The organism is Coleofasciculus sp. (assembly GCF_046565525.1).
GTDB lineage: Bacteria > Cyanobacteriota > Cyanobacteriia > Cyanobacteriales > Coleofasciculaceae > Coleofasciculus.
Genome location: NZ_JBKHUP010000137.1, coordinates 1 through 17,854, shown reverse-complemented (window position 1 = coordinate 17,854; position 17,854 = coordinate 1). Strand labels below are relative to the sequence as shown.

17 protein-coding genes and 2 pseudogenes are annotated in these 17,854 nt (G+C 44.9%); 6 read left to right on the top strand and 13 right to left on the bottom strand.

The window, feature by feature from the left end:
* Positions 1 to 76: 76 nt before the first annotated feature.
* The 5 genes and pseudogenes from ACLGGO_RS31390 to ACLGGO_RS31370 all read right to left on the bottom strand — a co-directional run.
* A pseudogene (locus ACLGGO_RS31390) lies at positions 77 to 1,417 on the bottom strand (IS5 family transposase); the annotation flags it as partial.
* Between the two features lie 165 nt (positions 1,418 to 1,582).
* Complete coding sequence (locus ACLGGO_RS31385) at positions 1,583 to 2,314, bottom strand: hypothetical protein (RefSeq protein WP_446422241.1); 732 nt, start codon at positions 2,312 to 2,314, stop codon at positions 1,583 to 1,585.
* A gap of 136 nt (positions 2,315 to 2,450) precedes the next feature.
* Positions 2,451 to 2,691: pseudogene (locus ACLGGO_RS31380) on the bottom strand (hypothetical protein).
* Between the two features lie 62 nt (positions 2,692 to 2,753).
* Entirely contained in the window at positions 2,754 to 3,113 is a 360-nt protein-coding gene (locus ACLGGO_RS31375) for a hypothetical protein (RefSeq protein ID WP_006104700.1), read from the bottom strand.
* Positions 3,110 to 3,445, bottom strand: coding sequence for a DUF5674 family protein (locus tag ACLGGO_RS31370; RefSeq protein ID WP_446356551.1), 336 nt, complete (start codon positions 3,443 to 3,445; stop codon positions 3,110 to 3,112). The genes ACLGGO_RS31375 and ACLGGO_RS31370 overlap by 4 nt, the downstream gene beginning before the upstream one ends.
* Positions 3,446 to 3,539: 94 nt before the next feature.
* Between ACLGGO_RS31370 and ilvA the strand changes: the two genes are divergently transcribed.
* Positions 3,540 to 5,051, top strand: coding sequence for a threonine ammonia-lyase, biosynthetic (ilvA, locus tag ACLGGO_RS31365; RefSeq protein WP_446422240.1), 1,512 nt, complete (start codon positions 3,540 to 3,542; stop codon positions 5,049 to 5,051).
* 68 nt (positions 5,052 to 5,119) lie between these two features.
* Here the strand turns inward: ilvA and ACLGGO_RS31360 are convergent, their stop codons facing one another.
* The 4 genes from ACLGGO_RS31360 to ACLGGO_RS31345 all read right to left on the bottom strand — a co-directional run bounded on the left by ACLGGO_RS31360 (position 5,120) and on the right by ACLGGO_RS31345 (position 8,075).
* Positions 5,120 to 5,725 carry a Uma2 family endonuclease gene (locus tag ACLGGO_RS31360; protein ID WP_446422239.1) on the bottom strand — a complete coding sequence of 202 codons (606 nt, stop codon included), beginning with the start codon at positions 5,723 to 5,725 and terminating at the stop codon, positions 5,120 to 5,122.
* A 260-nt stretch (positions 5,726 to 5,985) separates the two neighbouring features.
* The gene (locus tag ACLGGO_RS31355) at positions 5,986 to 6,639 is read right to left on the bottom strand and encodes a glutathione S-transferase family protein (RefSeq protein WP_446422238.1); all 654 of its coding nucleotides are present in this window, start codon (positions 6,637 to 6,639) and stop codon (positions 5,986 to 5,988) included.
* Between the two features lie 145 nt (positions 6,640 to 6,784).
* Entirely contained in the window at positions 6,785 to 7,045 is a 261-nt protein-coding gene (locus ACLGGO_RS31350; protein WP_446422237.1) for a hypothetical protein, read from the bottom strand.
* Between the two features lie 286 nt (positions 7,046 to 7,331).
* On the bottom strand, positions 7,332 to 8,075 hold the full coding sequence (locus ACLGGO_RS31345) for a glutathione S-transferase family protein (protein WP_446422236.1): 744 nt from the start codon (positions 8,073 to 8,075) through the stop codon (positions 7,332 to 7,334).
* Positions 8,076 to 8,583: 508 nt separating this feature from the next.
* Here ACLGGO_RS31345 and ACLGGO_RS31340 point away from each other — a divergent pair.
* Positions 8,584 to 9,654, top strand: coding sequence for a DUF3474 domain-containing protein (locus tag ACLGGO_RS31340; protein WP_446422235.1), 1,071 nt, complete (start codon positions 8,584 to 8,586; stop codon positions 9,652 to 9,654).
* A gap of 115 nt (positions 9,655 to 9,769) precedes the next feature.
* Here the strand turns inward: ACLGGO_RS31340 and hisG are convergent, their stop codons facing one another.
* The 3 genes from hisG to ACLGGO_RS31325 all read right to left on the bottom strand — a co-directional run bounded on the left by hisG (position 9,770) and on the right by ACLGGO_RS31325 (position 13,831).
* The gene (gene hisG, locus ACLGGO_RS31335; RefSeq protein ID WP_446422234.1) at positions 9,770 to 10,795 is read right to left on the bottom strand and encodes an ATP phosphoribosyltransferase; all 1,026 of its coding nucleotides are present in this window, start codon (positions 10,793 to 10,795) and stop codon (positions 9,770 to 9,772) included.
* Between the two features lie 63 nt (positions 10,796 to 10,858).
* Positions 10,859 to 12,430 (bottom strand): histidine--tRNA ligase, encoded by a 1,572-nt coding sequence (gene hisS, locus ACLGGO_RS31330; RefSeq protein ID WP_446422233.1) that lies wholly within the window; start codon positions 12,428 to 12,430, stop codon positions 10,859 to 10,861.
* Positions 12,431 to 12,625: 195 nt separating this feature from the next.
* Positions 12,626 to 13,831, bottom strand: coding sequence for a histidine kinase (locus ACLGGO_RS31325; protein ID WP_446422232.1), 1,206 nt, complete (start codon positions 13,829 to 13,831; stop codon positions 12,626 to 12,628).
* A gap of 230 nt (positions 13,832 to 14,061) precedes the next feature.
* Here ACLGGO_RS31325 and ACLGGO_RS31320 point away from each other — a divergent pair, with 230 nt between their 5' ends.
* The gene (locus tag ACLGGO_RS31320; RefSeq protein ID WP_446422231.1) at positions 14,062 to 15,651 is read left to right on the top strand and encodes a glycoside hydrolase family 57 protein; all 1,590 of its coding nucleotides are present in this window, start codon (positions 14,062 to 14,064) and stop codon (positions 15,649 to 15,651) included.
* A 178-nt stretch (positions 15,652 to 15,829) separates the two neighbouring features.
* Here ACLGGO_RS31320 and ACLGGO_RS31315 read toward each other — a convergent pair whose 3' ends face one another.
* Positions 15,830 to 16,243: a Fur family transcriptional regulator gene (locus ACLGGO_RS31315; protein ID WP_446338616.1), complete on the bottom strand. Its 414-nt coding sequence runs from the start codon at positions 16,241 to 16,243 to the stop codon at positions 15,830 to 15,832.
* Positions 16,244 to 16,337: 94 nt separating this feature from the next.
* Between ACLGGO_RS31315 and purS the strand changes: the two genes are divergently transcribed.
* From purS to ACLGGO_RS31300, 3 genes are read left to right on the top strand one after another with little or no spacing between them, the layout of a single operon-like run.
* The gene (gene purS, locus ACLGGO_RS31310; RefSeq protein WP_446338619.1) at positions 16,338 to 16,619 is read left to right on the top strand and encodes a phosphoribosylformylglycinamidine synthase subunit PurS; all 282 of its coding nucleotides are present in this window, start codon (positions 16,338 to 16,340) and stop codon (positions 16,617 to 16,619) included.
* On the top strand, positions 16,616 to 17,329 hold the full coding sequence (purQ, locus tag ACLGGO_RS31305) for a phosphoribosylformylglycinamidine synthase subunit PurQ (RefSeq protein ID WP_446338617.1): 714 nt from the start codon (positions 16,616 to 16,618) through the stop codon (positions 17,327 to 17,329). The genes purS and purQ overlap by 4 nt, the downstream gene beginning before the upstream one ends.
* Before the next feature lie 59 nt (positions 17,330 to 17,388).
* Complete coding sequence (locus tag ACLGGO_RS31300; protein WP_446338618.1) at positions 17,389 to 17,640, top strand: hypothetical protein; 252 nt, start codon at positions 17,389 to 17,391, stop codon at positions 17,638 to 17,640.
* Positions 17,641 to 17,854 lie beyond the last annotated feature (214 nt).

Sequence of the window (17,854 nt, the reverse complement as noted above, 5' to 3'; positions counted from 1 at the left end):
AGCTAGTTATTAACTGGGGGCGCAAACTGAAAAATAAGGGTAATGCTCTTATCACAGTTTAAATGCATGACAGCTTAGCAATGGCTGTTTCTGAGGTATGAGGCAGTTTAGCCATGACGCGACTTAAACTGTATCTACGTTTTGAGATACCAAATTTCCCTTCAATAAAGCCAGCGAATTCTCTCGTCTTCTTGGGCTTGTTTCTTTAATTCTTGACTGACATTGGTTTTCGGTCTTCCTAAGGGAGGTCCGCTGATTCTAATTCTTTTTTCTTTGCAGAAGGCTCGATTGGCTCGACTGCGATAGATTTTATCTACATGAACGGATTCTGGATATACTCCTGTGTACTTATAATAAGCTTCTATTTGAGCTTTTAAATCGACAGATTCATTAAAGTTCTCCCAACTGATACGGTCTAAAAACACGTATCCATCTCTTACACTTGCCGATATTTTGGCTCCAAATTCTACGGGAACTCCCGCTTTACCTCTAACTATTGGACGAATATGAGGTTGACTCAAACTTACTATTCTATGCTCAATTCTATGAACTTTATTATTGTACATCCATGCTTGCTGACGGTAGACTTCACTAACCACCAACAGGCTCTTATATTCAATACGACTCAATGCATCAAGGCTATACCCTGCCTTGATTAGCGCGTCTATACTCCCCAAGTTTCTCTTTATGTATTGCAGTTGTTTTTTTATGGCTTTTCTTATTTCCTTCCTTGTTTGTCTCTTTTTCTTGGCTACTTTTAAGTATTCCTTTCTAGCTCGGTTTCTATAACTTTTGGGTTTTTTCTCTATTTGACCCTGACGGGACTCATATAAACTGTCTATTATTTTTTCCGTTTTTACTCTGGCTTGATTTAATATCCCTAAATCATTGGGATAACTTATATCCCCTGGCACACAACTTGCATCTAATATTAATTTCCCTCTATTCGCTGACCCGCTTTTTGAAAGCTTTTCTGTTTCTGGACTTTTTTTTTCGGCTCTGACTGACTCTCTGGCTGAGGATGAATCACCATTCTTTCGTTTATTCGGTTAACTAGATTCACATTTATTCTTTCTCTGAATCTTGCTAATAATGATGGGTCATAAGCCGCTTTGCTACTGTAATGCGTTTTTCCTATAAAGTATTGTAAGTAAGGATTTTCTTTGATTTGTTCGACTGTCTCTCTATCACTTATCCCTAATTTTTCTTTAATTATTAATGAACCCAACGCTACCCTAAATGGTAGCGCAGGCGCTCCCATTTCCGGAGAAAAATTTTGGGCATATTCCTCTTCAAATTCCTCCCAGGGAACCAAAGAAGCCATGATTACCCAGCGGTTATCTTGTGATAACTTTCCTTCAAATGGGAGGTCAAAATCTTCGGCTTCCCTGGGGGCATTCTCAACTTTTCGGTACATTTACCTGATGACGGTGCAAGGATTTTGCGTGATTTTACCAGATTTCCTTGCATCAAGTCAACTGCCAATACGGCTCAAAGCATTGATGGCTAAGGGTAAGGGCTTTGTGCAGCAAGCCCTAATTAACCCATCAGAACTAATGACATGAACCACTAGTAGAGTTAGCTAGAAAGAGTCGAGGAAAGCTTCCCAGTTAGTCTGTTCTTCTGCTAGTTCTGTATACTTGTCATCCGCATCATCAGCCTGTGACTCAGACCCGGCTTGGTATTCAGCTTCCAAATCCTTATCGGTTTTAGACTCATGAAATCTACGGTCTTCTTCATAGTGTGCCTGCATACGTTCCCAGGCTTCTCTACTAGCCTCTCCCAATAGTCGCCTTAACCGTTGATCTATAGGAAAACCTCTCTGTTTGATTAAGTCTTCAAATATTCCCAAGTGAAATATCTCGGCGTAGCTGGGATGGGGATCATTTTTTATGAAATCAATAACCGATCTTCCCCAGAAGCTTTCTACCAATGGATCTAACACTTCAAGAGAATAACTCAGCGTTAGCATATCCAGCGCCTTCGCGTTCGTCATTGAAAAGTGAATAATTTGGTTTCTTAGTCTACCGAATTCACGGTACTGATTAAGCCGCTCAATCTTAATTCCTGTAGTTGCCCATAGCTGATTGGGCAATTCCTCATAGGATAGGGTGCGCCCGCCTTCTAGTAAATCAATCAGTGTGAGAGCATCCTTACTGGGGTTCGACTGGGGCAGTTTGTAAAAGATCAACAGTGGGTGTTCTTGAGCTATTCGAGCTTTTAACAGAATCTCTGCCGCATGAGCCGCATGTACCACACACATGAGCGTCTCACCTTGCAAAGCTTCCATAAAGGCATCACGAAAAAGGAGCATCCCCGTTCGTCTCATGTTTCGGGGGACATCCTTAATAGAAGCTTGATCCATATTCCTGTGACGGGTGAAAGACGACTGTTGTCAGATCAAGTTTAGCCTCTGGGATTCATCATTGCCCAGAGCGATCGCACAACAGTTAGACTGTTTCACTACTACTTGCTTGAGGCATCGCTTCAATAAGTGCCCGAAGCACCTTATTTACTGACTCCGGTGTTGAGAAAACCTCGGCAACATCCTCATCCAAAACAACGACGGTTAGCTTTGGCTTTCCACTTCGATTGGCAAAGCGATTGGGCTTTGCCTTTTTATAATCAAACTGGTACGGGCAAAAGCTCATCTTCAGAGTTTGAGGGTTGATCAAAAGGCGTTTTGTTCATAATCTTTAAGTTCCCTGCGAGTGGCGAGACGGACACTAATTCCTATAACTACTTCAACTCGCCTATGTAATAGGCTCAGACAGCAAACCAGACATTTCTAACACACGATCTGACCAAATTTTAGCTTGTTCGGCAACGTTCATCCGTTGTCCATCATCTGCCCAAATATTTGACCAGCCGAATTGCCAACGAGCCAGTTGTACTTGTAACTCAACTAAATCCGCAGCCTTTTCTATTCCAGCATCCATTGCTGTCCACTCGATGAAGAACTTGCTTTCTCTCATCAGATATTCGACAGTGTTACTACTAGCTCCACGCTGAACAAGAGATTTGATTCGAGCTAAGTTAGCAGCTAACCCACCTAAACGAGCTGACAAATCATCTTTTAGATACCGTTCGCGTAAAGCATTCCAGTCTTTCATACCCCTCCTAATAAGTTTTGAACAATTTGGGCAACCTGTTCCCGAATTTCAGGATTGAGAATTTCCATTGAACGATTATTTTGCCTCGGACGGATGTTGATCAGGGATTCGTATGTCACAGTTTGGGTATCTGGATACCAATCGGCTCCCCAGATATCTGCCTGCTGACTGCCATCTTCAAGCAATGCTGTTTCGCAATCTGCATGGAACTCTCCACCACCAGCGAGAATAGCACGCCGAATATCTACTGCCAACTTAATGTAAACACTCAGGGTTTCAAGCATTTCATCGATTTGCGCTTTCGTGGCGCGAGTACGGATGATGTGAATCATGCAAAATCCTTCTGAGTAAGCAGATCCATAGTTTATCAGGGAATTAGTAAAGTACAATTTTCGTTACATCCTGCATCTGCCACCCTGTTTACCCATGCTTTGTGACTACCTAGTACAAATCCTCACCGCCCGCGTCTACGATGTTGCCCAAGAAACCCCTCTAGAATACGCCCCCAATCTATCCGCCCGCCTAAATAACAAACTCTTGTTGAAGCGGGAGGATATGCAATCCGTCTTTTCCTTCAAACTGCGGGGGGCTTATAACAAAATGGTACAACTCCCCCCCGATATGCTGGCACAGGGCGTCATTGCCGCATCTGCCGGAAACCATGCCCAAGGTGTCGCCCTAGCTGCCCGTCAACTAGACACCCAAGCGATTATCGTCATGCCTGTCACCACACCCCAAGTCAAAATCAATGCGGTTAAAGCCCGTGGGGGAGAGGTGGTTTTGCAGGGAGAAACCTACGATGAAGCTTATGCCTTTGCCCGTCAACTGGAAGCCGAAAAAGGTTTAACCTTTATTCATCCCTTTGATGATCCCGATGTGATTGCCGGACAAGGTACGATTGGCATGGAAATTCTCAGGCAATATCAGCAACCTATCCATGCTATTTTTGTCGCCATTGGCGGAGGTGGATTAATTTCTGGGATTGGGGCGTATGTGAAACGGTTGTATCCCCAAATTAAGATAATTGGCGTTGAACCTGTGGATGCGGATGCCATGTATCAATCCCTGAAAGCTGGGAAACGGGTGCGATTGCCCCAGGTGGGTTTATTTGCCGATGGGGTGGCGGTGCGGGAAGTGGGAGAGGAAACCTTTCGCCTGTGTCAACAATATGTGGATGAAATTATTCTGGTGGATACCGATGCCACCTGTGCCGCGATTAAAGACGTATTCGAGGATACACGTTCTATTTTAGAACCCGCTGGAGCATTAGCGATCGCAGCCGCGAAAACCTACGTTGAACGCGAGCAAATTCAGGGACAAACCTTAGTTGCTGTCGCTTGCGGCGCTAATATGAACTTTGACCGTCTTCGCTTTGTTGCAGAACGAGCAGAGTTTGGCGAACGTCGCGAAGCCATCTTTGCTGTGACAATTCCCGAACAACCGGGTAGTCTGCGTAAGTTTTGTGAATGCTTAGGTAAACGGAATCTAACCGAGTTTAATTATCGCATTTCTGCTGAAAACGAGGCACATATTTTTGTCGGTGTCCAAATTGCTAACCGCAGTGACGCCGCCAAGATGATAGAAGCATTTGAAGGTTGTGGATTCAAAACCTTAGATTTAACCGATGATGAACTGACAAAAATGCACCTAAGACACATGGTAGGTGGACATTCTCCCTTAGCGGATAATGAATTACTTTACCGCTTCGAGTTTCCTGAACGTCCGGGTGCTTTAATGAAGTTTGTCGGTTCCATGAGTCCTAACTGGAATATTAGCCTATTCCACTATCGGAATAATGGGGCAGATTATGGACGCATTGTGGTAGGAATGCAGGTTCCGCCCCACGAGATGGAGGAATGGCAAGCATTTCTGGATACTTTGGGTTATCGCTATTGGGATGAAAACCAGAATCCGGCGTATAAACTGTTTTTGGGATAGTAGTAGGGGCACGACATGTCGTGTCCCTACAAATGGTGATTTCACTATAAACACGGAGAGCTATAAAATTAATTGGGCATAACATCGTTGAGTTTGAGTTGTAAGTTGGGTAAGAGGTAAGATGTAATTGTATCTCCCAAGCGATATTTTTGCTGCTGATACGTCCCCCTAATAAGTTGGCATACCGTAAAAGTGGGTTGTTTTGGGTTGCCAATGAATTGCCAACCGCCTAAGCCGCGAAAGTCTACAATCCAGAATTCTGGAATGCCTAGCAATGCATAATCTTCGACTTTTCTAGCATAGTCATCTTGCCAGTTGGTGCTAACAACTTCGGCAACGAGTTTGATTGTTTTGCCATTACAAATAATTGGCTCTTTTTGCCAAAGCGGTTCGTTGCTGAGTTCGGCTTTGTCTAAAACAATGACATCAGGGCGTAGTGCTGTCGCTTCAGCAGCGAGTGGTTTAATTAAACAACTTTTGGGAATTAACCAGTTTAACTGATTACTAATAATTTCGGCATAGATTCTACCCGCAATAGTCCCAGCAACTTCTTCATGAGGACCTGTTGGTTCCATGTCTCGTAGTTCTCCATCAATAAGTTCATACCTGGGATTATCTCCGTATTCTGCTATAAATTGATCGAACGTTAGAAGTTTAGATGGAGTATAAGTCATAGCGTTTTTCGGGAAAGGCAGTTTTATTGTTTATTCTAGCTTGGAGAACTGGAAGCCTCATCTCTATGATTGTCTCATATCCAATCCACCTTTTCACATCTTGCACCAGTAGCAACAATTAGCCAGGGATTCAAATCCCTGGCTCAAAGCGAAAGTCAGCTTTAGCTGACTGGATAAGAGTTTTAGTCCATTTTAATGGACTTTAGCTTTTAGCCCGGAGTTTGAACTCCGGGCTCCGGGCGGATGTCTAGATCTCTGGATTATCGCTTCTGTAAAATTGCTCGCATATTCGGGAGAGCGGCTGCAATCATTTCAGGTTTCACAGATGTCTGTTGCCAACTTTCTCGCTGCTCAAGTTGCTGAAACCATGCCTTTAGGGATGGGTAAGTGTCTAGAGATAAACCTAATTGAGGTAAGGAGGGGATAAGTGTTCCAGCCACGATATCCGCTAGGGTGATTTGATTGTTCACAAAGTAAATATGTCCCGCCAAAAGATTTTCATAAAATTGAATAATAGTCGTTATGCGTTGCAGAGCTTTGTCAATTTTATCAGGATTGACTTCGAGTCCAACTAAGAGTTTAGTTAAAGGAATCATCAGCGGCTGAAGTTCATTAACGGCTATCATTTCTACCATCCGAACCGTTGCGATCGCGTCAATTTCATTAGGCATCAATGATGGCGTTGGATACTTTGCCTCTAAATAGTCCAAAATGGCTAACGATTCAACGAGCCGAAATCCGTTATCGATGACGACAGGTATTCGCTGAAGCGGGTTAATGGCGGTGAAGTCGTCACTCAGGTGATCTCCATCTAGATTCACCAAAATTGGCTCAAAGGGAATTTGTTTTTCTAGTAATGTCACCCAAACGCGGCGAGCATTGACAGAGATTGGATTGTAGTAGAACTTTAGCATTAGATTATAAGTAATTATTGGGATTTTCGACAATCATACCCTCACTGGCTGCGGCTATATTCAACTCGTTATCAGCAGATACAAATATCACACTAGGCAAACTGTTAGCCATGCTAAGGACATTTATCGCACAACCTGCTGCTAGTTAAAGTTCCTCAATGATTGTCTCAGAAATAGGTTTACCCTGGATCTGAATCAGACGCCGTTCAGTTTGCTGATTATCAGAAGCGTGTTTGACTTGTTTAACTAAACCAGAGGTTAACAGCGCTTGGTGAAATTTTGTGTGTTGAGCAGCTACTTCTTTGTCAGTAAGATGTTTTTGGATAGCCAGATTAAGTTGATGTAGTTCCTCTGAGTCAAGCATCTCTAACTGATTGAGGATTTGATTCAGGATTGTTTGTGGCATAGCCTTCTACTTTTTACTCATCGAGTTTGTCTCCTATTTTACGGCGGATATTCAAGATAGCGCAAAGTGATCGCTAGCTTGCTCAAGGCTTAAACTTAGATGGCTGTCTGGATCGAACAAATTCAAAACCCATAGAATTGTGTTGGTTGTGAATCATGAGATGTTGGGTTTCGTTCCTCAACCCAACCTACAGCGATGAGCGATCGCACATTTAAATCAAGCTTTTCAATCCCTTAATTCAAATGAGGTTCAACCCGCAATTTTAAACGATATTCGCTAGGCTTTCCTATTGCGTAATTAACTCCTTCTCTCTATCACTAAAAAACTGATGAGTCATTCGCTCGTAGTGCTGGCAGAGATTCGACTGTTGGAGAACATAGTCAACAATTGGGCTTTGATAAGGTGGTTTAATGAAAGCACCAATGTAAGCATAAGCCGTTGCATCTAATGTCGTCGGTTCATCTCCCATAAAAAATGGTTTGTCAGCCAGAAAATCTGAGAGGGCTTGAAAATCAGCACAGATAATCTGGATGATTTCCTCATTGCTATGACGAGCCATACCATGACCATACATCTGAGAGCAAATGCTTTCACGTATCCCTTCGACAAAGGGTTCCCATTCTGCTTTTGACACCTCAGTTCCGAGTAAAGTTGCTAACACCTCGCGATAGCCTCGCCAGTTTTCTTCCATGTTGAAGCGAATGTGGATACCCCCCCAGTAAATGTTTTCTTTGATCATCCGACGGAAAGCAAGGGAGATGGCTCGCTCGGTGCAGGTCAAGTTAGCATCAAGATCGATTCCTTCTGCTTGCTTGAGCATCTCGATGATTAAGGTGGAATCGCCGAATAGCTTTCCTTGATAGTTAATGAATGGAATTTTCCCCTTTGGGGCTATGGCAAAGTTTTGTGCTGTCACGATCACTGCTTGGTAAGGAAGCTTTGCCATACGCAGCCAAGTTTCCAGCTTCATACAAGGTGGGCTAATGCTTGGCAATCCCCAGAACGATTGTGCGGTGTATAAGGTAATCATTGATATCAAAAAAGATTTGACTGAAATGGCTAGAACAAACGTCCTATCAGTTTTTTTCACAGTGGGAAGCCAGGTCGGCTTCACCGGATGAAGATGAACGCGATCGCACTTTTATCTATTGTAGGTTGGGTTGAGGTTACTTAACCTAATACACCTGTTATAGTGTTAGAGCTACGTCTGATTGACTACTGAATGCATATTTATAAGGTTGTGTCAACTACGTTTTACGGTTACTGACACTATAGGTTATCTCTATGGGGATCAAAACCAGAATCCAACATAAACGCTGTTTTGGAGATCATTCAGATGAGCGGCTCCCGCGATCGCGCCATTACTGGCTCACTGTCCTCTGAATCAGCTAATTTCAGATTTATTTGACAAAATAAGTTAATACAAGGTTACAATAAATATCGTTTCATTCAAGCCTACATTTCCCCGGTTCACCTGGCATATTCTGTATGACAGGTAGTTGACTTAATGTAGGTTTTCAAATTAAATTGGAAGTTTCGTGCAATCAAACACAGTTCTCAATCAGGCAACGATTACAGCCTCATCCACTCCTAAAGAAGAGTTACCCTTTACTCTCCAAGACTTAAAAGCGGCAATTCCCGCCTACTGTTTTGAACCCTCTGTCTGGAAGTCTCTAAGTTACTTCTTTCTAGACATTGGCATCATCGCTGGCTTTTATGCGATCGCCTATAAACTGGATTCCTGGTTCTTTTTCCCCATCTTCTGGTTACTCCAAGGAACCATGTTTTGGGCGTTGTTTGTGGTGGGTCATGACTGCGGTCATGGCTCTTTCTCTAAGATTAAATGGCTGAATAACCTGATTGGACATCTGTCTCACACTCCCATCCTGGTGCCCTTCCACGGGTGGCGCATCAGTCACAGAACCCATCATGCTAATACTGGTAGCCTGGAAACAGATGAAAGCTGGTATCCGGTATCTCAGAGTAAGTATGAGCGGATGCCATGGTATGAAAAGCTATTCCGCTTTAATTTACCATTGCTAGCTTATCCCCTCTATCTATTTAAGCGATCGTCTGATCGCAAGGGTTCCCACTTTTTGCCCAGCAGTCCGTTATTCCGTCCCTCAGAAAAATGGGATATTGTCACCAGTTCTACCCTCTGGATATTAATGGTTGCCTTTTTAGGTGGACTGACTTTTCAGTTCGGTTGGCTATTTCTGGTGAAGTATTACCTGGTTCCTTATATCGTGTTTGTAATGTGGCTAGATTTGGTCACATTCCTGCATCATACCGAACCAGATCTTCCCTGGTATCGAGGAAAGGATTGGTACTTCCTTAAAGGAGCATTATCAACGATTGATCGGGATTACGGCTTTATCAATCCCATTCATCATAATATCGGGACTCATGTGGCGCATCATATTTTCTTGAATATGCCCCACTATCACTTGAAAACGGCAACCGAGGCAATTAAGCCGATGTTAGGCGATTATTATCGCTGCTCAAACGAGCCAATTTGGAAGAGCTTTCTTCGTTCTTACTGGGCTTGTCATTTCGTTAAGGATCAAGGCTCTCCAGTTTATTACGAATCCCCCAAACATCCGCGCTAAAACTAACGTTTAAAACGCGGATTTATTACCTTTGACTAGCAAACTGTAGAGACGTTGCCTGCAACGTCTCTACAATGTGGAAAGCAAAATCAGTTTTATCGGATATCCGTGCTTCTTAGGCTTCATTTAACCGTTCCAAGAATACCTGATAGTTCTGAGACTGAGAACCAAATACATAGTCGGGTGAAGTAATCGTCATATCACTCCCACCCGTTTTTCTTAGATGATTAACAGCCGCCAGTAACATGTTTTGCTCAACGACAATCGTTACAGCATACCAATCCTTTTCTTCCTTGGAATAAACTTTGGCAATAGTCGGTCCTCGTAACCCAGTTAAACCGCTCAATTCACTATGATTGACCAAATAATCTCCAATTTCATCGGCTGACTTGCCCCGAACATTAGCCGTGATGGAGACATATTTTTTCGCATTCAAATTTGCCTCAATTAATTCCAATATCGTTTTAGTCGTATCAAGTTTCGTGGGGTCCTCTTGGAGGAGGCGTTTATTGCCAATGAGACAAGCTTGGGACTTTAAAAGCGTGCCACCAGTAAGGCGCTTCAATCGGTTTTCTCGCAGGGTAGTTCCGGTACTGGTGACATCGGCAATCATGTCCGCATAACCCATGCTGGGTGCCGCTTCCATGGCTCCTTGCACGGAGACAAGGGAAAAGTTGATAATCAGTTTTTCATAGAACCAATCTCTGGTCAGATTGGGATATTTCGTGGCAATTCTCAGGGTTTTACCTTTTTCTTTAAATAGAAGCGTGAGTTCGGCTAAATCTTCAATCGAGGATACATCCACCCAACTTTCAGGAACAGCTAATACCAGTTCGCATTTACCGTAACCCAAACGGTCATGAATAACCACGACATTATCATGACCCACGCCTTCTTCACAGACTACATCATAGCCAGTAATTCCTAGGTCAACGCTACCTTCTTCAACTTTGGTAAAAATATCAGCAGCCCGTTGGAAAAGTACATTAATTTGGGGGAGTGAGGGAATCGAGCCAAAATATTGGCGATCGCTCGGTCTAAAGACACTCATTCCACATGCTGCAAGCAGGCTGCTTGTCGAGCGTTCCAAGGCTCCTTTACTGGGGAGAGCGAGCCGAACTGGGGATTGGGGATTGGTCATTGGTCAGGGAACAGTGAACAGTGAACAGTGAACAGTGAACAGTGAACAGTGAATTCTATTGTCTTATGTCTTATGTTTTAATTCATCATGGATATGCTTGGCGGCGTCGCTTACCGTTAACTGCTGCTGTTCTCCAGAGTCCATTTGTTTAAGTACAACTTTAGATGCTTGTCGTTCTTCTGAACCTACGAGAATGGTGTAAGGAATGCCTTGTTTGTCGGCATACTGAAAGTTACTGGAAACACTTTTACCTCTAAGCTCCATGGCTACTGCCAATCCAGTATGTCGCAATTTTTGGGCAACGCTAATGGCATAACCCGCATCATCTTGACTGACAGGAACAACCAAAACATCCACCTGTCGCTGCACTTGCCAAACTTTGCCCTCGGCTTCTAGGGCTAATCTCAGCCGTTCCATCCCGTAGGAAAAGCCAGTGGCTGGGGTATCTTGGCGTCCGGCAAAGGTTGCCACCAAATCATCATATCGACCGCCGCCGCAGAGTTGTCGCTCCTGTTTACCGACGCCATGATAGATTTCAAAAATCATGCCTGTATAGTATTGCAATCCTCGGCTGAGTCCTAAGTCTAAACTAATTTGACTGGAGTCTAGGTTATAGAATTCCAATGTTTTAATAATCTCACGGAGTTGTTCAAGTCCAGCATCATCAATACCATGGGAACAGAGGAGAGTTTGGGCTTCTTTTAACACTTCAGTCGGTTCTCCTACCAGTTGTCCCAGTTGACTCATAAACTCTAGCGCCTTACTTACCCTCTCCGTTTGATCTTGGCGTTTTATTTTGGTCAGTAGGCGATCAACGATTTCGTGGGCGTCGCGATTGCCAGCCAGTTCAATGTTCATGCTGTCTAGGAGATCCAGAATCGCGGTTTGGGCGTCGGATTCTTCCATTCTCTGAAAGAGTTGACTCAAGCGTTGGGTGTGAGCAGTGTCAGGGTTCGTCTGTTCTGGGTTGAGTTGGGGGTTGGAGGTATAGAGGGCAAATGCTGGATATATATCACACAAGCGCTGTTCGACGGCTGATTTGCCTTCCTTGCGTAAAATTTCCATATTGGCAAGCAGGAAGCTACGCAGGCGACTTTCGATCTGAAGGTTATCCAGAAACCTAGATATTACACCAATATGACCCAGGACAACTCGATACCCGCTTAATCCTAGGCGATTTAACCCTTGAGATGCGATCGCGATAATTTCGGCATCAGCCATCGCTCCAGTCGCGCCAATCAATTCAATCCCCATCTGGTTAAACTGGCGGTAGCGTTCTTTCTGGGGGCGTTCGTAGCGAAAGGCGGAACCCGCATAGTAGAGGCGGATGGGGTGGGGGACGCCTTGCAGGTTGTCTACATAAGCGCGGACAACAGAGGCGGTAAATTCCGGGCGCAAGCAAAGACGGCGGTTGCGGTAGATGAAGTCATAGAGACGGGGGGCGATTTCTTCTCCGGATTTCCTTAAATACAGTTCTGTATATTCAATCAGTGGCACGTCAATTGGACGATAGCCAAAGGATTGGAAGCATTGGCGCAGGGTATCTTCAAGCTGTTTGGTGATGGCGTAATCGTCGGGCAATACATCGTTGACGCCGCGTACTCGTTCAATTTTGGTCGTTCGCATTTTGGTCATTTGTCATTTGTCATTCGTCATTTGCCATTCGTTGATTAGGAAATCTCTTCCCCATGTCCAAGACTGGATTAAGCAACTACCAGACTAAGTATATTGGGAATCTCCGTCCCTCCGATTAAGAGCTATTCCTCCCCACCCTCCTGAGCCTGCGAAGGATCTGCTGAGGGTGGGGAGGAATAGCGAACCTGTTGAGGTTTATCGATAAATCGGCAGGGTAAAGTGAAAACAACCACCACCTTTAGGGGGGGAATCGACCCAGATGCGACCGTAATGGGCGCGGATTATGCGTTGACACAAGGATAAACCAATCCCGTACCCGTCTTTGGCTTGATCGCGTTTGAGTCGGAAATGATTTTCAAAGATGCGATCGCAATTTTCTGCTGGGATACCTGGACCGGTATCACAGACTGAGACTTGAACCTTCTGGGTAGTGCGGTGCAGCATAGAAACCTGAATTTTACCCCCTTTTGGGGTGTATTTGTTGGCATTGTCTAGCAAATTAACAAGGACTTGACGCACCAACTCACTATCAGCATGGACAGGGGGTAAATCTTGGGGAATGTCCGTTTCCACAATTTGGCATTTGAGTTGGAACGACTCCTGCATTTGGTTGAGAATCTCTTGACACAGGGGTCCTAAAGCCAGTTGGCGTGGTTTAACATAAAAATCGGCGTTGCTGCCTTTAGCGGCTTGCAGGATTTCCGTAATCATGCGATCGATGATACGGAGTTGGATGCGTGCTTGTTCAAATAAGCGGGCTTTCAGGGTAGGGGTTAATTCAGCACCAAGAGATTGAATGGGGTTGTTTTGACCTAATTCCAGAGTCTCCAAGGCAATGGATGCGGCGGTTAAAGGATTGCGGAGGTCATGGGCTAAAATGGATAGAATTTGGTCTTTGAAACAGAGATTCTCCCGCAGAGCGGCATTTTCTTGGTTGAGGCGAAAAATTTCGTCAGTGAGTTGAATCACTTCGATGGATGATTCTATGGAAGGTTTGGCGGATGAGCCATTCTCACTGGAGATACTCGCGTTAGTGGATGAGGTAACCTCCTCTTTTAACTCAGTTTGGTAGTCTTCGATACAGCGTTGCCAGCGTGACCAACAGTTCTTCAACTGTCCCACTAAATTCGTCCCCGCCAGGGTTTGTCGCGGTTGGGGATGAATCTTCAGCAGAGCTGGAGTGGCGATTATTTTGAAATGTTCGGCTAAATAGGGCTGTTCTCCCACATCCACAATCATCAGTTCAAAGGGATACTCCTGTTTCAGGGACTCCAGATAGTTCCGGATGCGATGGATAGGTTTCCGGGAACTGGGACGCTCATCGACAAACAGCAGAAGCTGTAGTGTGGCTTCCGCATCCGGAGAGTTTTCATGAGCGACCTTGCAATTTGGTGTTAGCACTCTTAACGGGGCTTGCTTTAGGAGAACGTTGGCATTGACTGCCTAGGGGCTGGGGGGTCTTTGCTTCCTTATAATTTAATCTCTATTTTAGATTTTCCGCAAAACTAAACGGTTTGTGATATTTATCTATCCATTTGCTGTCCTTTTCGTCCTAAAATCTTAAAAGACTGTCAACCTCCCAGGATATCCTAAACTTTTCATTATCTAGCAATTCACGACTTCTATTCACTATGGCTATCGGCTACGTTGCGCTCGTCCTTCATGCCCATCTACCTTTTGTGCGGCATCCAGAAAGTGACTACGTTCTGGAAGAAGAATGGCTATTTGAAGCCATCACCGAAACTTACGTCCCCCTCTTGCACGTCTTTGAAGGATTAAAGCGGGATGGGGTGGACTTTAAAATCACCATGAGCATGACGCCTCCTTTGGTGTCAATGCTCCAAGACCCTTTGTTGCAAGAGCGCTACGACAAACATCTAGCCCTACTCGAAGAATTAGTTCAAAAGGAAGTCGAGCATAACGAACACAATGGTCATATCCGCTACCTCGCTGAACATTACGTTAACGAGTTCAGCCTGATTCGCCAAACCTGGAATCACTATGGCGGTAACCTAGTAACGGCATTTAAACAATTTCTCGACAGCAATAACCTAGAAATCATCACTTGCGGCGCCACCCACGGCTATTTTCCGCTGATGAAAATGTATCCCCAAGCGGTTTGGGCGCAAATTCAGGTGGCTTGTGAGCATTATGAGCAAACCTTTGGGCGCCCCCCGAAAGGAATATGGTTACCTGAATGCGCGTATTACGAAGGGGTGGAACGATTACTCGCCGATGCAGGCTTGCGCTATTTTCTCACCGATGGTCACGGGATCTTGTATGCCCGTCCCCGTCCCCGATTTGGCACTTATGCTCCGATTTATACGGAGACAGGGGTAGCTGCATTTGGTCGGGATCACGAGTCCTCCCAGCAGGTGTGGTCTTCGGAAGTGGGGTATCCGGGTTCACCCGAATATCGGGAATTTTACAAGGATTTAGGCTGGGAAGCTGAATACGAGTACATTAAGCCCTATATTATGCCCAATGGGCAGCGCAAAAATACGGGAATTAAATATCACCGGATTACAGGTCGCGGATTAGGATTAGGGGATAAAGCGTTGTATGACCCCTATTGGGCGCGAGAAAAAGCGGCTGAACATGCGTCTAACTTTATGTTTAACCGGGAACAGCAGGTGGGTCATCTGGCGGGAATAATGCAGCGTCCGCCGATTATTGTTTCCCCCTATGATGCGGAACTCTTTGGTCATTGGTGGTACGAGGGACCTTGGTTCATCGATTATCTGTTCCGCAAGTCTTGGTATGACCAGGGTACTTACGACATGACCCACTTGGCTGATTATTTGCGGGATAATCCCTCTCAGCAAGTTTGTAAGCCCTCTCAGTCAAGCTGGGGGTATAAGGGATTCCATGAATATTGGCTCAATGAAACCAATGCTTGGATTTATCCTCACCTGCACAAAGCAGCAGAACGGATGATTGAGTTAGGGCGTCGCGAACCCGCTGATGAACTGGAATGGAAAGCCCTCAACCAAGCGGCGCGAGAGGTACTCCTGGCGCAGTCATCGGACTGGGCGTTTATTATGCGGACGGGAACCATGGTACCCTATGCTGTGCGGCGGACGCGATCGCACTTGATGCGGTTTAATAAGCTCTACGAAGATATCAAGATTGGTAAAATCGACAGCGGCTGGTTGGAAAAAGTCGAAGAAATCGACAACATTTTCCCCAAAATTAACTATCGGGTTTATCGTTCGTTGTAAAGATTGAGGACAAGGAGACGAAGTGAGGGGGGAGTTGTAAGTGAATTCAAAACTCTCTCCCTGGAGCAGGGCGGGTTGAGTCACATCTGTTGTGAAGTCAAAAAAGATAGTCGTGAAAAGGGCCCCTACACCCAACTCAACACTTCCCCCGCCCCTCTGCATCCCCTGGGCACTCGGATTAACGATGACCCAGATTCGGGTTTGGCTCCGCTTCAGCGATCTGACAACGCTCACAGAGTCCGAAAAACTCCAGAGTATGGTAGTAAATTTGAAATTGGTGGTTATCTTGTAACTGGGTCTCTAAATTGTGGACAGGACATTCCTCAATGGGAATCGATTGCCCGCAGTTGAGACAGGTGAGATGGTGTTGATCCTGCAATAAACTGTAGAGGGATTCGCCAGTGGCTAGAGTCCGCATTTGTACCACTCCTTCGAGTTTCAAGGCATCGAGAGAGCGGTAAACTGTGGCTAGACCCATACCTTGCTCCCGATTGCGTAACTCGATATAAATATCTTGGGCAGAGACAGCACGATTTAAGGTTTTGAGCAAATTTAAAATTCGCTCTTGAGAACGGGTGCGTTGGGCTTTCATAGATTTACGGGTTAATCGAGGGAAAATGACGTGGACTATTAAGAATTAGTCGTTCAAACTTAAAGAAGGTAATCTGAACAATTGGGGGATGCTCGTGAATCGTCAGTATCAGGCTCGAATTTATGTTACACTGCGACCTTCTGTATTAGATCCGGCTGGTGTGGCAGTTGAGTCCGGGATTGGGCAACTTGGCATCGCAAATGTTAAACAGGTACGCATCGGCAAGTATATTGAGTTAATGCTGACGGCGGCTAATGAAAATCAAGCTAAGGAGCAACTTGATCGCATCTGTGATCAACTCTTGGCGAATCCGGTGATTGAAAATTATCGATTTGATTTGGATGAAGTACAGGTACAGGTAGGGGCATCAACATGAAATTTGGAATTGTAGTTTTTCCTGGCTCAAACTGCGATCGCGATGTTGCTTATGTAACCCAGGATTTGCTAAACTGTCCTACCCGGATGGTTTGGCATGAAGAAACGGATATTTCTGACTTAGATGTCGTTGTGTTACCCGGTGGCTTTAGTTATGGCGACTATCTACGTTGCGGTGCGATCGCTCAGTTTTCGCCAATTATGCCCCATGTTATTACCCACGCTAACCAGGGGAAGTTTGTTCTGGGTATCTGCAACGGCTTTCAAGTCTTAACCGAAACGGGGTTATTGCCCGGAGCATTAGTCCGGAATCGAGATCTCCATTTTATTTGCGATCGCGTCCCCCTGAAAATAGAACGCACGGATCTGCCCTGGACTTGCGCCTATTCCACAGGTGAAATTATCACACTGCCCGTTGCTCACGGCGAAGGACGTTACTATGCCGACACAGACACCCTGAAAGCCCTTGAAGATGGGAATCAGATTGTATTTCGTTACGCTAGTTCCCTGGGTGAAATCGACGAAACCAGCAACCCTAACGGTTCCGTGAACAACATTGCCGGAATTTGCGATCGCACGGGTAAAATATTGGGGATGATGCCTCATCCAGAACGCGCATCTGACCCCTTGTTAGGCAGTACTGATGGCATCAAATTATTCCAAGGATTATTAGCTCTGTTGAGTGAACAGCAGCGACTTCAACCCGTCTAGTCAACTTTCTTTATGCTCTGTTAAACCGTAAATTTAATTCAACACTCCTAAGAAAGCCAGTGAACTCAGACAATGCCAACACCGGCTTGCCAATAAAACCAATCCGCTACCGAGATTGGTTAATTAGCACGAAGATGATTGACAGACGGTTATGGTTACGTTGGCAACACCCTCATGAAAATTTTGCTCGCTATAGCTATCCAGTCACGGAGCGAGGCTTGACAGATTCCCTTCGTTATGCTAGGCATCTCATAGATTTAATTATCGAGCTAGAAGAGGCAGAATCAAAAGCCGCTTCATCACGAGAATAAATACACTTGCGTAGATGCAGGGGAGCAGGGAAGTTGGCGACAGAAGGGGCACGACATGTCGTGCCCCTTCTGAATAGAAGGTAAGCACACAAGAGGCAATTATTCTCCATAAATCGTCACCAGAATTTTACGGCGACGGGGTTAACTAACAGTCCGTAAATATCTAGACAATTAGTGACATAACTAGACATTTTCTATGATATAGTCAGGCAAT

Bases quoted from the DNA above. Each gene is read 5' to 3' on its own strand.
- purQ (WP_446338617.1), top strand. From the start codon at position 16,616: ATGAAATTTGGAATTGTAGTTTTTCCTGGCTCAAACTGCGATCGCGAT.
- ACLGGO_RS31385 (WP_446422241.1), bottom strand. From the start codon at position 2,314: ATGCTCCTTTTTCGTGATGCCTTTATGGAAGCTTTGCAAGGTGAGACG.
- hisS (WP_446422233.1), bottom strand. From the start codon at position 12,430: ATGACCAAAATGCGAACGACCAAAATTGAACGAGTACGCGGCGTCAAC.
- ACLGGO_RS31360 (WP_446422239.1), bottom strand. From the start codon at position 5,725: ATGACTTATACTCCATCTAAACTTCTAACGTTCGATCAATTTATAGCA.
- hisG (WP_446422234.1), bottom strand. From the start codon at position 10,795: ATGACCAATCCCCAATCCCCAGTTCGGCTCGCTCTCCCCAGTAAAGGA.
- ACLGGO_RS31315 (WP_446338616.1), bottom strand. From the start codon at position 16,243: ATGAAAGCCCAACGCACCCGTTCTCAAGAGCGAATTTTAAATTTGCTC.
- ilvA (WP_446422240.1), top strand. From the start codon at position 3,540: ATGCTTTGTGACTACCTAGTACAAATCCTCACCGCCCGCGTCTACGAT.
- ACLGGO_RS31370 (WP_446356551.1), bottom strand. From the start codon at position 3,445: ATGATTCACATCATCCGTACTCGCGCCACGAAAGCGCAAATCGATGAA.
- ACLGGO_RS31375 (WP_006104700.1), bottom strand. From the start codon at position 3,113: ATGAAAGACTGGAATGCTTTACGCGAACGGTATCTAAAAGATGATTTG.
- ACLGGO_RS31345 (WP_446422236.1), bottom strand. From the start codon at position 8,075: ATGATTACCTTATACACCGCACAATCGTTCTGGGGATTGCCAAGCATT.
- ACLGGO_RS31350 (WP_446422237.1), bottom strand. From the start codon at position 7,045: ATGCCACAAACAATCCTGAATCAAATCCTCAATCAGTTAGAGATGCTT.
- ACLGGO_RS31355 (WP_446422238.1), bottom strand. From the start codon at position 6,639: ATGCTAAAGTTCTACTACAATCCAATCTCTGTCAATGCTCGCCGCGTT.
- ACLGGO_RS31320 (WP_446422231.1), top strand. From the start codon at position 14,062: ATGGCTATCGGCTACGTTGCGCTCGTCCTTCATGCCCATCTACCTTTT.